The sequence below is a fragment of the Streptococcus sp. oral taxon 431 genome, assembly GCF_023110115.1.
In the GTDB taxonomy this organism is placed as follows: domain Bacteria; phylum Bacillota; class Bacilli; order Lactobacillales; family Streptococcaceae; genus Streptococcus.
In genome coordinates this window covers 60,748-76,535 of record NZ_JALDVP010000007.1, presented here as the reverse complement: position 1 = coordinate 76,535, position 15,788 = coordinate 60,748, and the positions used below count along the sequence as shown (strand labels likewise).

17 protein-coding genes and 1 other RNA gene are annotated in these 15,788 nt (G+C 40.1%); 17 read left to right on the top strand and 1 reads right to left on the bottom strand.

Annotated features, from left to right (window positions below; genetic code table 11):
* The first annotated feature begins 253 nt into the window (after positions 1–253).
* From comW to M1F91_RS08195, 12 genes are all read left to right on the top strand, one after another.
* Positions 254–487: a sigma(X)-activator ComW gene (gene comW, locus M1F91_RS08250; protein WP_247913311.1), complete on the top strand. Its 234-nt coding sequence runs from the start codon at positions 254–256 to the stop codon at positions 485–487.
* Positions 488–730: 243 nt separating this feature from the next.
* Complete coding sequence (locus tag M1F91_RS08245; RefSeq protein ID WP_004250345.1) at positions 731–2,017, top strand: adenylosuccinate synthase; 1,287 nt, start codon at positions 731–733, stop codon at positions 2,015–2,017.
* Positions 2,018–2,216: 199 nt separating this feature from the next.
* Positions 2,217–2,684: a tRNA adenosine(34) deaminase TadA gene (gene tadA / locus M1F91_RS08240; protein ID WP_247913310.1), complete on the top strand. Its 468-nt coding sequence runs from the start codon at positions 2,217–2,219 to the stop codon at positions 2,682–2,684.
* A 32-nt stretch (positions 2,685–2,716) separates the two neighbouring features.
* Positions 2,717–2,815, top strand: an RNA gene (ffs, locus tag M1F91_RS08235) — signal recognition particle sRNA small type.
* Between the two features lie 53 nt (positions 2,816–2,868).
* Complete coding sequence (locus tag M1F91_RS08230; RefSeq protein ID WP_074324904.1) at positions 2,869–3,312, top strand: dUTP diphosphatase; 444 nt, start codon at positions 2,869–2,871, stop codon at positions 3,310–3,312.
* A complete protein-coding gene (locus M1F91_RS08225; RefSeq protein WP_247913309.1) occupies positions 3,263–3,829 on the top strand; it encodes a histidine phosphatase family protein in 567 nt (188 codons plus the stop codon). Before M1F91_RS08230 ends, M1F91_RS08225 begins: the two co-directional genes overlap by 50 nt.
* Positions 3,830–3,844: 15 nt before the next feature.
* A complete protein-coding gene (locus M1F91_RS08220; RefSeq protein ID WP_247913308.1) occupies positions 3,845–4,336 on the top strand; it encodes a hypothetical protein in 492 nt (163 codons plus the stop codon).
* Positions 4,337–4,375: 39 nt separating this feature from the next.
* Positions 4,376–5,740, top strand: coding sequence for a DNA repair protein RadA (radA, locus tag M1F91_RS08215; RefSeq protein ID WP_348982809.1), 1,365 nt, complete (start codon positions 4,376–4,378; stop codon positions 5,738–5,740).
* 71 nt (positions 5,741–5,811) lie between these two features.
* Positions 5,812–6,507, top strand: a complete 696-nt coding sequence (locus tag M1F91_RS08210; protein WP_214262543.1) for a TIGR00266 family protein — start codon at positions 5,812–5,814, stop codon at positions 6,505–6,507.
* 162 nt (positions 6,508–6,669) lie between these two features.
* Complete coding sequence (locus M1F91_RS08205; RefSeq protein ID WP_074324907.1) at positions 6,670–7,164, top strand: carbonic anhydrase; 495 nt, start codon at positions 6,670–6,672, stop codon at positions 7,162–7,164.
* A 215-nt stretch (positions 7,165–7,379) separates the two neighbouring features.
* Positions 7,380–8,348, top strand: coding sequence for a ribose-phosphate diphosphokinase (locus tag M1F91_RS08200; protein WP_049496613.1), 969 nt, complete (start codon positions 7,380–7,382; stop codon positions 8,346–8,348).
* A 118-nt stretch (positions 8,349–8,466) separates the two neighbouring features.
* Positions 8,467–8,904, top strand: coding sequence for a CoA-binding protein (locus M1F91_RS08195; RefSeq protein WP_247913306.1), 438 nt, complete (start codon positions 8,467–8,469; stop codon positions 8,902–8,904).
* Between the two features lie 172 nt (positions 8,905–9,076).
* On the opposite strand, the gene M1F91_RS08190 is transcribed toward M1F91_RS08195, so the two are convergent.
* A complete protein-coding gene (locus tag M1F91_RS08190) occupies positions 9,077–10,087 on the bottom strand; it encodes a YeiH family protein (protein WP_247913305.1) in 1,011 nt (336 codons plus the stop codon).
* A 154-nt stretch (positions 10,088–10,241) separates the two neighbouring features.
* On the opposite strand from M1F91_RS08190, the gene M1F91_RS08185 reads away from it, so the two are divergent.
* From M1F91_RS08185 to comA, 5 genes are all read left to right on the top strand, one after another.
* Positions 10,242–11,411, top strand: a complete 1,170-nt coding sequence (locus M1F91_RS08185; protein ID WP_247913304.1) for a pyridoxal phosphate-dependent aminotransferase — start codon at positions 10,242–10,244, stop codon at positions 11,409–11,411.
* Complete coding sequence (gene recO, locus M1F91_RS08180; RefSeq protein WP_247913303.1) at positions 11,408–12,178, top strand: DNA repair protein RecO; 771 nt, start codon at positions 11,408–11,410, stop codon at positions 12,176–12,178. Before M1F91_RS08185 ends, recO begins: the two co-directional genes overlap by 4 nt.
* Entirely contained in the window at positions 12,175–13,167 is a 993-nt protein-coding gene (plsX, locus tag M1F91_RS08175; RefSeq protein ID WP_247913302.1) for a phosphate acyltransferase PlsX, read from the top strand. The genes recO and plsX overlap by 4 nt, the downstream gene beginning before the upstream one ends.
* A 10-nt stretch (positions 13,168–13,177) precedes the next feature.
* Positions 13,178–13,414, top strand: a complete 237-nt coding sequence (locus M1F91_RS08170; protein ID WP_006153141.1) for an acyl carrier protein — start codon at positions 13,178–13,180, stop codon at positions 13,412–13,414.
* Positions 13,415–13,626: 212 nt separating this feature from the next.
* Positions 13,627–15,780, top strand: coding sequence for a peptide cleavage/export ABC transporter (gene comA, locus M1F91_RS08165; protein ID WP_247913301.1), 2,154 nt, complete (start codon positions 13,627–13,629; stop codon positions 15,778–15,780).
* Positions 15,781–15,788 lie beyond the last annotated feature (8 nt).

Genomic DNA, 15,788 nt, shown 5'->3' with positions numbered 1-15,788 from the left:
AGTAGCGCATGACTGTTAATCATGATGTCGTAGGTTCGAGTCCTACTGGCGGAGTAGTTAAACGTTCTAAGGAACGTTTTTTTGTTTTCTTGGGTTTATTTTTTTGGATTTTTCATAGCATTTTTCTATCTATTTTTACTTTTTTACTTTATTTTAAGTTTGTTCAGCTTAAAATTTTTACTTTATAGAAATATTTATCTATTTAGTTAGCCTTTCTGATAAACTTATTTTATCAATAAGAAAGGTTTTTTATATGCTTCAAAAATATTATGATCGATCTTTGGTTTTTCTAAAGCAAATCGAAAATGAATATTCAATTTTATTTCAAAGTACTGATGAATGGGAATTACTTCATCTTAAATTTTTACTTTATTATTTAATTCGTTTTAAGATTAAGAATGAGAAGGATTTTCTTCTCTATCATTTTAGGGCTGCTTATCGTTTCTATCTTAATCGTTTACTTGGACAAACATTCAATTATTGTTAGTAGATACAGTTATTTTCATTTATTACGAACAATATTAAGTAATCTATAAAAAATATTTAGATTATGCTAATTTTTTGTATTTTTTTAAATCAAAAGTAAAAGAATTCCCTAATCTTTTCTAGTGTTAATTCTTGATAAAATAGGCTTTTTTTCTTATAATAAATTGTAAGATATTATTGTGGGTGAGAGTCCCACCATGTATATGAGAAAGGACGAGCCTTTTGGCTCAGACGAAAATTTATTATGACTTCAGTTGTTGTTGTAGGTACCCAATGGGGTGATGAAGGTAAAGGAAAAATTACAGATTTTCTTTCAGCTAATGCGGAAGTGATTGCTCGTTACCAAGGCGGAGATAATGCAGGTCACACAATTGTTATTGATGGAAAGAAATTTAAATTGCACTTGATTCCTTCAGGTATCTTCTTCCCAGAGAAAATCTCTGTTATTGGTAATGGGATGGTTGTCAACCCTAAATCTCTTGTAAAAGAATTGTCTTATTTGCATGAAGAAGGTGTTACAACAGATAATCTTAGAATTTCTGATCGTGCGCATGTTATTTTGCCTTATCACATTGAGTTAGACCGTCTTCAAGAAGAAGCTAAGGGTGATAACAAGATTGGGACGACAATTAAAGGAATTGGTCCAGCCTATATGGACAAGGCAGCTCGTGTTGGAATTCGTATTGCGGATCTTTTGGATAAAGAAATCTTCCGTGAACGTTTAGAACGTAATCTTGCTGAGAAAAATCGTCAATTTGTAAAATTGTATGATAGTGAACCTATTTCAATTGATGATATTTTTGAAGAATACTATGAGTATGGTCAACAAATCAAGCAATATGTGACTGATACTTCTGTTATCTTGAACGACGCGCTTGATAATGGTAAACGGGTTCTCTTTGAGGGTGCACAAGGTGTCATGTTGGATATTGACCAAGGTACTTATCCATTTGTTACTTCATCAAACCCAGTGGCTGGTGGTGTGACAATTGGATCTGGAGTAGGTCCAAGCAAGATTGACAAAGTTGTCGGTGTATGTAAGGCTTATACAAGTCGTGTAGGTGATGGTCCTTTCCCAACGGAGCTATTTGATGAAGTTGGTGATCGTATTCGTGAAGTGGGGCATGAGTATGGGACAACTACTGGGCGTCCTCGTCGTGTAGGTTGGTTCGACTCAGTTGTTATGCGTCATAGCCGTCGTGTTTCTGGTATCACAAATCTCTCTTTGAACTCTATCGATGTTTTGAGTGGTTTGGATACTGTTAAAATCTGTGTGGCTTATGATCTTGATGGTCAACGTATTGATTACTACCCAGCTAGTCTCGAACAATTGAAACGTTGTAAGCCAATCTACGAAGAATTGCCTGGTTGGTCTGAAGATATCACTGGAGTACGTAATTTGGAAGACCTTCCTGAAAATGCACGCAACTATGTTCGCCGTGTTAGTGAATTGGTGGGTGTTCGTATTTCAACATTCTCAGTAGGTCCTGGTCGTGAACAGACAAATATTTTAGAAAGTGTTTGGTCATAGGAGATTTTTTAAGATTTGTTTAAGACAGGTTGGATATACTATAGACAGTTACAAGAAGACCTCCTAACTTGTTGTAACAAATTTCCTAAACTTTTCTTTTTCATAATAATCTCCCTATAAAGTCACCGCATTCGGTGGCTTTTTTTGTGTTGAGAAAGATGGTATAATGATAGAATTGATAGCTAGGAAGAGAGAAGAGATGAATTACACGCTTGAAGAAAAAGAAGCTTTTATGAGAGAGGCCTTAAAAGAGGCAGAGATTGCTTTAGAGCATGATGAAATCCCCATTGGTTGTGTCATTGTTAAGGACGGACAAATTATTGGTCGTGGGCATAATGCTCGTGAGGAGTTGCAACGGGCAGTCATGCATGCGGAAATTATGGCCATAGAGAATGCTAATTTGAGCGAAGAGAGTTGGCGTTTGCTCGATTGTACGCTTTTTGTGACCATTGAGCCTTGTGTTATGTGTAGTGGGGCAATTGGTCTCGCACGGATTCCAAACGTGGTCTACGGGGCTAAAAACCAGAAATTTGGCGCCGCTGGGAGCTTGTACGATATTCTAACAGATGAGAGGCTCAATCACCGTGTGGACGTTGAAACAGGTGTTTTAGAGAATGAGTGCGCAGAGATTATGCAAGACTTTTTCCGAAATCGACGTAAAAAATAATTTCTCTTTAAAAATAGAGGGGAATGTGGTATAATAACTAGTGGAGCAACAGTTCTGCGTGAAGCGGGTCAGGGGAGGAATCCAGCAGCCCTAAGCGAGTGTGAATTGTGTGCTCTTTTTTCGTGCTTTTTTCGAATAAATAAGATAAAATAGCCTAGAATAAAAGATTAAAAAGAGGAATAATATGAAAATTCGTGGTTTTGAATTAGTTTCTAGCTTTACAGATGAAACTTTGTTACCTAAACGTGAGACAGCGCACGCAGCTGGCTACGACTTAAAGGTTGCGGTGCATACGGTTATCGCTCCAGGAGAGATTGTTCTCGTCCCAACGGGTGTTAAGGCTTATATGCAGCCGACTGAAGTGCTCTATCTTTATGACCGTTCATCAAATCCTCGTAAAAAAGGTTTGGTCTTGATTAACTCTGTGGGTGTTATTGATGGCGACTACTATGGTAATCCAGGAAATGAAGGCCATATCTTTGCTCAGATGAAAAATATTACGGACCAAGAAGTGGTTCTTGAAGTTGGTGAACGCGTGGTTCAGGCTGTCTTTGCACCATTTTTAATCGCAGATGGAGATGAGGCAGACGGAGTTCGTACTGGTGGGTTTGGATCGACAGGGCACTAAGATGAAGATTGTCTTTGTACGTCATGGAGAGCCAGATTACCGTGAGTTAGAGGAGCGTTCTTATACGGGATTTGGGATAGACTTGGCCCCTTTATCGGTGAAAGGAAGACAACAAGCTCAGGAACTTTGCAAAAATCCTTTGTTTGGCTCAGCTGATATACTGGTGTCTTCTGCAGTGACGCGAGCATTAGAAACGGCTTCTTATTTATCTTGTGCTACTGGGCTTCCTTTGAGAGTGGAGCCATTATTGCATGAATGGCAGGTCTATGAAAGTGGCATAGATAGATTTGAAGAAGCTAGAAAACTATTTTTAGAACATAATGGGGAGTTGCTCCCAAATTCTCCTGTTCAATATGAGACAGCTGTAGAGATGAAGACTCGTTTTCTAGAATGCATGGTTAAGTATCGGGAACATCAAACTGTGGTAGTTATAGCCCATCGAATGCTGATACGGCAGTTTGTGGTAAATGAGAAGATTGATTTTTGCCAAGTGATTGAGTGTGAGATAGAGATATAGAAAGAAGAATAATGAATGAGCTATAAGGATTTTCAGGCTTTTAGCGCCGAGAATTGTCGAGGGTATAAGAAGATTTATGAGATCAGTATTGGAGGATTTCTTTACCTAGCATTTCTCCCTGGTGCCTATCATAAAATTCTTTGCATTTCTTCAGACTACATATCAATCATTGACAGCGAAAATGGGCAAGTAACACCGATAGACGGAGATTACGATGAGATAGAGTTAGTAGCCAAGTGTGAGGGTTATGATTCTCCTATTCCTATTGCTGGTCAATATGGTGGAAGTCTCCCTCTGGATAATGGCAAAGACATCAGAGTGACAATGGATAAAGACCAATCTGAAGAGTATCCCATTTTAACTATTTATTGGGGGAAAGATGAGGAAGCTAAAAGTCAAATTTATAAAGGTTATTTACCCTATATTTTTGGATTTAGTCCTGATGGTCGGTATTATGTCCATGCGGATGATGGCGGCCTTACTGTTCTGAAACAAGATAGTTGCTGACGTGAAAAGAATAAGAGATTTTATAATGAGAGGATTAGAATTATAGCTAAGAAAAAAGCGACATTTGTGTGTCAAAATTGTGAATATAATTCACCAAAGTATTTAGGACGTTGCCCCAACTGTGGAGCTTGGTCTTCTTTTATTGAAGAGGTCGAGGTTGCAGAGGTCAAGAATGCGCGTGTGTCCTTGACAGGTGAGAAAACCAAGCCTATGAAATTGGCTGAAGTAACTTCTATTAATGTCAATCGAACCAAGACTGAGATGGAGGAATTCAACCGTGTACTCGGTGGGGGTGTGGTACCAGGGAGTCTCGTCCTAATTGGTGGAGATCCAGGTATTGGAAAATCAACCCTTCTCTTACAAGTATCAACCCAGTTGTCTCAAGTAGGAACAGTTCTCTATGTCAGTGGGGAGGAGTCTGCTCAACAGATTAAACTCCGTGCAGAGCGCTTGGGGGATATTGATAGTGAGTTTTATCTCTATGCTGAGACCAATATGCAGAGCGTGAGAGCTGAGGTGGAGCGAATCCAACCAGACTTTCTTATCATCGATTCGATCCAGACCATTATGTCTCCTGAGATTTCAGGGGTACAAGGGTCGGTTTCCCAAGTACGGGAAGTAACTGCAGAGCTCATGCAGCTGGCCAAGACCAATAACATTGCTATCTTTATCGTAGGGCATGTGACCAAGGAAGGAACCTTGGCGGGACCTCGTATGTTGGAGCATATGGTGGATACGGTGCTTTACTTTGAAGGGGAACGCCACCATACCTTCCGTATCTTGAGAGCAGTCAAAAATCGTTTTGGCTCGACCAACGAGATTGGGATTTTTGAGATGCGGTCAGGTGGTTTGGTTGAAGTTCTCAATCCAAGTGAGGTATTTCTGGAAGAACGCTTGGATGGAGCGACTGGTTCGTCCATCGTTGTGACAATGGAAGGGACACGTCCAATTCTTGCTGAAGTACAGGCATTGGTGACGCCGACCATGTTTGGAAATGCTAAGCGTACGACGACAGGGCTTGATTTCAGTCGCGCTAGCTTGATTATGGCTGTTTTGGAAAAACGGGCTGGTCTCTTGCTTCAAAATCAGGATGCCTATCTCAAGTCAGCTGGTGGTGTCAAATTGGATGAACCTGCTATTGACCTGGCTGTTGCAGTTGCTATTGCTTCTAGCTACAAGGACAAACCAACCAATCCACAGGAATGTTTTGTAGGAGAGTTGGGCTTGACGGGAGAGATTCGGCGCGTAAATCGTATCGAACAACGGATCAATGAAGCTGCTAAGCTTGGATTTACAAAAATCTATGTACCAAAAAATTCCCTAACAGGTATAAAGCCACCTAAGGAAATTCAGGTGATTGGGGTGACGACTATTCAGGAAGTCTTGAAAAAAGTATTCTCCTAATCGTTTTACTCAGGTTTAGATTACTAATTATTTTATTGCTAACATTTATTAAAAGTAAGGAGGAATTTCTGATGAAATTTTCTATGGATAGTCACATGCAGTTTCCTTTGGTAGAGTTGTCGCTCAATCAAGGAGAAACCGTCTTTATTCAGCGTGGTAGCATGGTCTACCACACACCTAATGTAAGTCTCAATACCCAGCTCAATGCAAGCGGTTCTGGTTTGGGACGTTTTGTCAAAGCTGTAGGGCGTTCAATGGTTTCTGGTGAAAGCACCTTTATCACTCAAGCTGTTGCAGAGTCTGACAACGGCAACCTTGCTTTAGCACCAGACACTCCTGGTCAAGTGATTGCTCTTGAGCTAGGCGAAAAGCAGTATCGATTGAATGATGGGGCCTTTTTAGCTCTTGATGGTACAGCTTTCTATACAATGGAGCGCCAGTCTATTGGGAAAGCTCTGTTCGGAGGGCAAGGCGGTCTCTTTGTGATGACAACCCAAGGTCAGGGAACTCTTTTGGCTAATGCTTTTGGATCTATTAAGAAAATTGAGTTACAAAACCAAGAAATAACCATCGACAATGCCCATGTGGTGGCTTGGAGTCAATCTCTGGACTATGATATCCACTTAGAAAATGGCTTCTGGCAGTCTATCGGTACGGGTGAAGGAGTGGTGAATACCTTCCGAGGTACCGGTGAGGTCTATGTACAAAGTCTCAATCTTCAGAGCTTTGCAGGCTCTCTTAACAAGTATATCCAAAAAGGTTCATAATATTAAAAAAACTAGGACAGAAACCCAAGCTAGTTGCTGGATGTCTCTGTCCCAGTTTTTTTATATGAAAGTTGACAGCTGACAAGACAAAGAAAAGATGGTAAGATAGGAGATAAATAATTTGGTGTTCAAATTATCTGGCAGACTAGAAAGTGAGTTGTCATGTCCTATTTTGAAAATTTTTTAAAAGCCAATCAAGCTTATGTAGAACTACATGGAGATTTGCATTTATCCATTAAACCCAAGACCAAGGTTGCAATCGTAACTTGTATGGATTCGCGTCTACACGTTGCGCCAGCTCTGGGGTTAGCTCTGGGAGATGCCCATATTTTACGGAATGCGGGTGGTCGAGTGACTGAGGATATGATTCGTTCACTTGTAATTTCCCAACAACAAATGGGGACAAGAGAAATTGTGGTTCTTCATCATACAGACTGTGGGGCTCAAACCTTCAATAACGAGGATTTTCAAGAGCACCTAAAATGTGAATTGGGAGTTGATGTATTTGGGCAGGACTTTTTACCGTTTCAAGACATCGATGAGAGTGTTCGAGAGGATATGAAATTGCTGCGAGAATGCCCCTTAATTCCAGATGATGTTATTATTTCAGGAGCTGTTTACGATGTGGATACAGGTAGTATGAGGGAAATATACTAACTTTCTAATCTAAAGCTTCTGGAGTAGCATGAAGTAGGATGAGAAGGTTGACAAGTTTTACCTTTGATATCACTAATATAAGATAGTATAAGATAAGAGTATAAAAGTCTACTCTTGTCTTATTTTTTATTGAAAAATCGAGAAAAAAGCGCTACAATGGTAGATGGAAAAATGTTGTAAAAAACACAAGTGATACATAAATACCGGAGGAAATCATGTCTTTTTCTGATTTAAAGCTGTTTGCCCTTTCTTCAAATAGAGAATTGGCAGAGCGTGTGGCGCAAGAGATTGGGATAGAGTTGGGAAAATCGACTGTTCGTCAATTTTCAGACGGAGAAATTCAAGTTAATATCGAAGAATCGATCCGTGGGAAACACGTCTTTATTCTACAATCAACTAGCTCACCAGTAAATGATAATCTACTTGAGATTTTGATTATGGTAGACGCTTTGAAGCGCGCCAGTGCAGAATCTGTCAACGTTGTTATGCCTTACTATGGTTATGCACGTCAGGATAGAAAGGCAAGAGCGCGTGAGCCAATCACTTCAAAACTCGTTGCAAATATGCTTGAAGTAGCTGGAGTTGATCGTTTGTTGACGATTGATTTGCACGCTGCACAGATTCAAGGTTTCTTTGATATTCCGGTGGATCACTTGATGGGCGCTCCATTGATTGCGGATTACTTTGAGCGTCGTGGCATGGTTGGTTCCGACTACGTTGTTGTCAGCCCGGACCACGGTGGGGTGACTCGTGCTCGTAAATTAGCAGAATTTTTGAAAACTCCAATTGCCATTATCGACAAGCGTCGTAGTGTAGACAAGATGAATACTAGTGAAGTTATGAATATCATTGGTAAGGTAGAAGGTAAGACTTGTATCTTGATTGACGATATGATTGATACAGCTGGAACCATTTGTCATGCGGCTGATGCTCTAGCAGAAGCAGGAGCTGTTGAAGTTTACGCAAGTTGTACGCACCCGGTTCTTTCTGGTCCAGCAATGGAGAATATCCAGAAATCAGCCATTAAAAAATTGGTTGTTTTGGATACTATCTATCTTCCAGAAGAACGTTTGATTGATAAGATTGAACAAATTTCTATCGCTCATCTCCTAGGTGATGCTATTGTACGTATCCATGAAAAACGTCCTCTTTCTCCATTATTTAGTATCGAGAAAAAAATCTAAACTTTCACTTGAATAAACGAATTTCCTAGCAGACTCTTCTCTTGCTAGGAAATTTTTTGTAGCCAATAACTGCAAGCCTTTTCAAAATGTGCTATACTGATGAAAAAGGAGGGTTTTTATGACTCAAAAATTTATCAATCCAAGCGATGGAGTGGTCCGTCAGTATCTAGCAACCAGTAAAACTCTAGCTGTAGTAGGCTTATCCGATCGTGAGGAAACAACTAGCAATCGAGTGACTAAAGAAATGCAGGCTCGTGGCTATAAAATTATTCCAGTTAACCCTAAAGCTGTAGGTAGCGAGATTTTGGGAGAAAAGGCTTATGCCAGTCTAGCTGAAATTCCGTTCCCTGTAGATATCGTCAACGTATATCGTCGCAGTGAATTTTTACCTGATGTAGCACGAGACTTTCTCAAGGCGGATGCCAAGATTTTTTGGGCACAACTAGGACTTGAAAGTTTGGAAGCAGCAGAAATCTTGCGTGCTGGGGGATGCGATGACATCGTGATGAACCGTTGTATTAAGAGAGAACATACACGCTTAATTCTTGAACAATAAAAAGGTAGCTTGCGGGCTACCTTTTGTGTTATACTCAATGAAAATCAGAGAGCAAACTAGCCGCAGGTTGCTCAAAACACTGTTTTGAGGTTGCAGATAGAACTGACGAAGTCAGTAACCACACCTACGGCAAGACGACGTTGACGTGGTTTGAAGAGATTTTCGAAGAGTATTAGAAAATACCGATGAGTGTTTGCATGCCAAGACTAGTCAGAATGATAGCAATCCAGCAAAGGGCTCCAAGAAGAATGGATTTTCCACTGGATTTGATCATAGCAACGAGGTTAGTTTTGAGACCAATAGCACTCATAGCCATGATGATGAGGAATTTGGAGAGTTGTTTGAGAGGTGAAAAGAAGCTATTGCTGACACCGAAAGATGTGAGAAGAGTAGTTAGCAGAGAAGCTAGGATAAAGTAAAGGATGAAAACGGGGAAGATTTTTTTAAGCTTCACTCCTTGGTTGTTGCCTTGTTGACGGCTTTGCCAATAGGAGAGGAAGAGAGTAATAGGGATAATAGCTAGGGTGCGTGTCAGTTTGACAATAGTGGCAGACTCAAGAGTGTTTGTATTGTATAGACTATCCCAGGCACTAGCAGTAGCTGTCACAGAGGAAGTATCGTTGACCGCAGTACCCGCAAAGAGAGCAAAACCTTCGTTGGAAAGATGGAGCCAAGAACCTAGAGTTGGAAAGATAAGAGCCGCCAGGACATTGAAGAAAAAGATAACTGAGATGGCTTGGGCCACTTCTTTTTCCTTGGCGTGAATAACAGGAGCAGTCGCTGCAATGGCAGAACCGCCACAGATAGAAGAGCCTACACCAACCAGGGTAGCTAGCTTTGTATCAAGGTTAAAAAAGCGTTGGAAAAAGAAAGCTATAATCAAAGCGATCGAAATAGTCGAAAGGATAACAGGGAGGGAAGATTTTCCAACTGCGAAAACTTGTGAGATATTGAGCCCAAATCCAAGTAAGATAACGGCATATTGAAGCAGTTTTTTGGAGCTATAAGTCAAACCGGCATCCAGTTGTGTATAAGAAGTGAGAAAGGGATGGAGAATCATTCCGATAAAAATGGCAAAAACAGGTGCTCCCACAACAGGCAGAAAGCCTCCTAAAACCCAAGAGATGATAGAAATGATCAGACAGACTAACAGTCCTGCCCAATTTTTTGATAGAAATGACATAAAAACCTCCGAAAATAAATACTACTTATTATAATCTTATCTGTCAGAAAAGTAAAATAGAAAGTAGGAATAAGGTTGTAAACTAACGGAATTTTGCGGTCAGAGAGCTTTTGTAGTATAATAGATATATGTTCTTTGATCAAGGAGGATATATATGGACTTAACCAAACGCTTTAATAAACAATTAGATAAGATACAAGTTTCCTTGATTCGTCAATTTGACCAGGCTATTTCAGAGATTCCTGGTGTCCTGCGATTGACCTTGGGAGAACCAGATTTTACAACGCCAGATCATGTCAAGGAAGCTGCAAAGCGAGCCATTGACCAAGACCAATCCTACTATACAGGAATGAGTGGCTTATTGACATTGCGTCAGGCGGCGAGTGATTTTGTAAAAGAGAAATATCAGCTAGACTACAATCCAGAGAATGAAATCTTGGTCACAATTGGTGCGACAGAGGCTCTATCAGCCACTCTGACAGCTATTTTGGAGGAAGGAGACAAGGTTCTCTTGCCAGCTCCTGCCTATCCTGGCTATGAGCCAATCGTTAATCTAGTTGGTGCAGAGATTGTCGAGATTGATACAACTGAAAATGGTTTTGTTTTGACGCCTGAGATGCTAGAAAAAGCGATTTTAGAGCAAGGGGACAAGCTCAAGGCAGTTATTCTCAACTATCCAGCCAACCCCACAGGAATTACTTATAGTCGCGAGCAATTAGAAGCCTTGGCAGCTGTTTTACGTAAGTATGAGATTTTCGTAGTCTGTGATGAAGTCTACTCAGAATTGACCTATACAGGGGAAAATCATGTATCTTTGGGAACTATGTTGAGAGATCAGGCAATTATCATTAACGGTCTTTCTAAATCCCATGCCATGACAGGTTGGCGTTTAGGTTTTATCTTTGCACCAGCAAACTTCACAGCTCAACTCATCAAGAGTCATCAGTATTTGGTAACTGCTGCAAACACCATGGCGCAACATGCTGCGGTGGAAGCATTGACAGCTGGTAAGAACGATGCAGAACCCATGAAGAAGGAATATATCCAGCGTCGGGACTACATTATCGACAAGATGACTGACCTCGGCTTTGAGATTATCAAACCAGATGGGGCTTTTTATATCTTTGCTAAGATTCCGGCAGGCTATAATCAAGATTCCTTTGCTTTTCTGAAGGATTTTGCCCAGAAGAAGGCTGTTGCTTTTATCCCTGGTGCTGCCTTTGGACAGTATGGAGAAGGCTATGTTCGCCTATCTTATGCAGCTAGCATGGGAACCATCAGAGAAGCTATGAAACGACTTGAGGAGTATATGAGAGAAGCATGATTCAATCGATTACGAGTCAGGGTTTAGTACTTTACAATCGAAATTTTCGAGAGGATGATAAGCTTGTTAAAATCTTTACAGAACAGGCAGGCAAGCGCATGTTTTTTGTCAAACACGCCGGCCAATCCAAACTAGCTCCTGTCATTCAACCTTTAGTCTTAGCCCATTTTCTCCTAAAAATCAATGACGATGGACTTAGTTATATAGAAGATTATCATGAGGTGAAGACTTTTCCGAAAATCAATAGTGACCTCTTTGTTATGGCTTATGCGACTTACGTTGCAGCCTTGGCAGATGCGAGTTTGCAGGATAACCAAGAAGATGCTCCCTTATTTGCTTTTTTGCAAAAGACTTTAGAGCTGATGGAAGAGGGTCTGGATTATCAAGTTTTGACCAATATTTTTGAAATTCAAATATTGACACGTTTTGGAATCAGTCTCAACTTTAATGAGTGTACCTTTTGTCATCGTGTGGGGCAAGCCTTTGATTTCTCCTTCAAATACGGGGGTTGTCTTTGTCCCGATCATTACTATGAAGATGAGAAACGATGTCATTTAAATCCCAATATTCCTTATCTGCTCAATCAATTTCAAGCCATTGATTTTGAGACCTTGGAGACTATCTCACTTAAGGCCGAAATCAAGCAAGACTTGCGCAAGTTTATGGACCAAATCTATGAGGAATACGTCGGCATTCATCTGAAATCAAAGAAATTTATTGATTCCCTAGCCGACTGGGGACAACTACTGAAAGAGGAAGACAAATGAAAAAAATCGCAGTTGATGCAATGGGTGGCGATTACGCACCACAAGCTATTGTAGAGGGTGTCAATCAAGCCCTTGCTGACTTTTCAGATATTGAGATTCAACTTTACGGAGATGAAAGCAAAATCAAGCAATATCTAACAGCTACAGAGCGCGTTAGTATTATCCATACTAATGAAAAAATCGACTCAGATGATGAGCCTACAAAAGCCATCCGCAAGAAGAAAAATGCCAGCATGGTATTGGCAGCTAAGGCTGTCAAAGATGGAGAGGCAGATGCAGTTCTTTCTGCAGGAAATACAGGTGCCTTGTTGGCAGCAGGATTTTTCATCGTTGGTCGTATCAAAAATATTGATCGACCAGGTCTTATGTCAACCTTACCAACTATTGATGGAAAAGGTTTTGACATGCTTGACCTTGGTGCCAATGCAGAAAATACAGCCCATCACCTGCATCAATACGCTATCCTAGGTTCCTTCTATGCTAGAAATGTTCGTGGTATTGAAAAACCTCGTGTAGGTTTGCTTAATAACGGGACAGAGAGTAGCAAGGGAGATCCACTCCGCAAGGAAGCCTATGACCTATTAGTGGCTGACGAGAGTTTGAATTTCGTCGGGAATGTGGAAGCACGTGATTTGATGGATGGTGTTGCTGATGTAGTCGTAACAGATGGTTTCACGGGAAACGCTGTGCTCAAAGCTATTGAAGGGACTGCTATGGGTATCATGGGCTTGCTCAAAAATGCTATTGTAGGTGGCGGCCTTAGAGCCAAGCTAGGGGCTTTCCTTCTTAAGGATAACCTCAGAGGTTTGAAAAAACAGCTCAACTATTCAGATGTTGGAGGTGCGGTTCTGTTTGGTGTTAAGGCACCAGTAGTTAAGACTCATGGCTCAAGTGATGCCAAGGCTGTCTATAGCACAATACGCCAGATTCGTACCATGCTTGAGACAGATGTAGTTGCCCAAACTGCGCGTGAATTTTCAGAGGAATAAGGAGAACAATATGACAGAACAACAAATTTTTGACCGTATCGTAACCATCATCCAAGAACGTCAAGGAGAAGACTTTGTCGTAACCGAAAACTTGAGCTTAAAGGACGATTTGGATGCTGATTCAGTAGATTTGATGGAATTTGTCCTAACCATTGAGGATGAATTTGGAATCGAAATCGATGATGAAGAAATTGACAACCTCCAAAGTGTCGCAGACGTATTAGCAATCATTAAAAATAGAATATAAGAAAAAGCAACATGCTGGTCATGTTGCTTTTTTGGTTGTGTGGAATATTTATTTTAACGGATTTATCAATCCATATGTTTGATTAAACTTCTAAAAGTGCTATTTGGGTGTAGATTTTGTTTTTTTAGAAAGAGTTATCTATTTCTTACTTTGTTTGGCTAAAATAATCTTACAGAACTTTTAATTAGATTGTTAAGAAAAAGGGTAAGAATATGAAATTTAGGAAAAAACACTATCGCTCACAGATGGATCAGAAGGACTGCGGAGTGGCTTCGTTGGCCATGGTGTTTGGCTATTTTGGAAGCTATTATTCATTAGCGCGTCTTCGTGAATTAGCCAAAACGACTATAAATGGGACGACAGCTTTGGGTCTGGTGAAGGCTGCGCAAACATTAGGTTTTGAGCCACAGGCTATTCAAGCAGACATGACTTTATTTGATTCTCCAAATTTAATCTTTCCTTTTGTGGTTCACGTGCTTAAGGACAAAGAATTATTTCATTATTACGTAGTGACAGGAAAGGATAAACAGAATATCCATATAGCTGATCCAGATCCAGAGGTTAGACTGACCAAACTATCGCGTGAAAGATTTGAAGAAGAATGGACAGGAACAACTATCTTTGTGGCTCCCTCCCCAAATTATCAGCCACATAAGGACAAGAATCAGGGTCTGACTTCTTTTCTGCCTATTTTGATAAATCAGAAAGGTTTGATCATCAATATCATTTTAGCGACAGTTCTAGTAACCTTGATTAATATCATTGGTTCATACTATCTACAATCTATTATTGATACCTATGTACCAAATCAGACATCTTCGACCCTAAGTGTTATTTCTATATGTCTTGTTATCGTGTATGCCCTTCAGCAGATTTTGTCTTTTGCTCAAGATTACCTATTAATTGTCCTTGGGCAACGTCTATCGATTGATGTTATTTTATCTTATATCAAACATGTTTTTCATCTACCTGTGTCTTTTTTTGCGACTCGACGGACGGGGGAAATCGTGTCTCGATTTACAGATGCCAATAGTATCATAGATGCCTTAGCTTCAACCATTATTTCAATTTTTTTGGATATATCTACGGTATTGATTATTTCCATAATCTTGTTTTTGCAAAATAGTAGTCTCTTTTTCATAAGCTTATTGGGTCTTCCCATTTATGCTGTAATTATATTTGTTTTTATGAAACCTTTTGAAAAGATGAACCGGGATACCATGGAAGCAAATGCAACTCTATCATCTTCCGTTATAGAGGATATCAATGGGATTGAAACGATTAAATCATTGACTAGCGAAAAAACACGCTACCAAAAGATTGATAGGGAATTTGTGGACTATCTGAAAAGATCCTTTACTTATAGTAGAGCAGAAAGTCAGCAAAAAGCTCTTAAAAAACTTGCTCAACTGTCGCTAAATGTCTGCGTATTATGGATAGGGGCTAATTTCGTTATGACTGGTGAAATGAGTTTGGGCCAGTTGATTACGTATAATACACTTCTTTATTATTTTACTAATCCTCTAGAAAATATCATCAACCTTCAGAGTAAGCTTCAAACAGCTCAAGTTGCTAATAGTCGTCTCAACGAGGTGTATCTGGTCAAATCCGAGTTCGAAGAACAGAAAATGGTAGAGGATTTGAGTATGGTTCAAGGAGATATGACTTTTAAGGGAATTCACTACAAGTATGAATATGGTCAAGATATCTTATCAGATATCAATTTGACAATCAAACAGGGCTCTAAAATAGCTCTTGTAGGGATTTCAGGATCAGGGAAGTCGACCCTAGCTAAGATGATGGTTAATTTTTACAACCCAAATCAGGGAGAAATCAGACTGGGGGATATGAATTTAAATCAGATTGATAAAAAGTCTCTGCGCCAACATATCAACTATTTACCTCAACAACCCTATGTATTCAATGGAACAATTTTAGAAAATCTTCTCCTTGGGGCCAAGGAGGGTACGACTCGGGAGGATATACTACGTGCAGTTGAGCTAGCAGAAATTCGTGAAGATATTGAGCGTATGCCCTTGAATTACCAGACAGAATTGACTTCTGATGGGACAGGAATTTCTGGTGGTCAACGCCAGAGGATTGCTTTGGCGCGCGCTCTTTTGACAGATGCCTCTATCTTGATTTTGGATGAGGCGACGAGCAGTTTAGATATCTTAACAGAGAAACGGATAGTAGACAATCTCATGAATCTAGATAAGACCTTGATTTTCATCGCTCACCGTTTGACTATTGCTGAACGGGTGGAGAAGGTTATCGTTTTGGATCGGGGTAAGATTGTAGAGGAGGGGAATCATGCTGACTTGCTTGCTCGAAATAGTTTTTATACTCATTTAGTTAACTGTTAGAAAGGAGA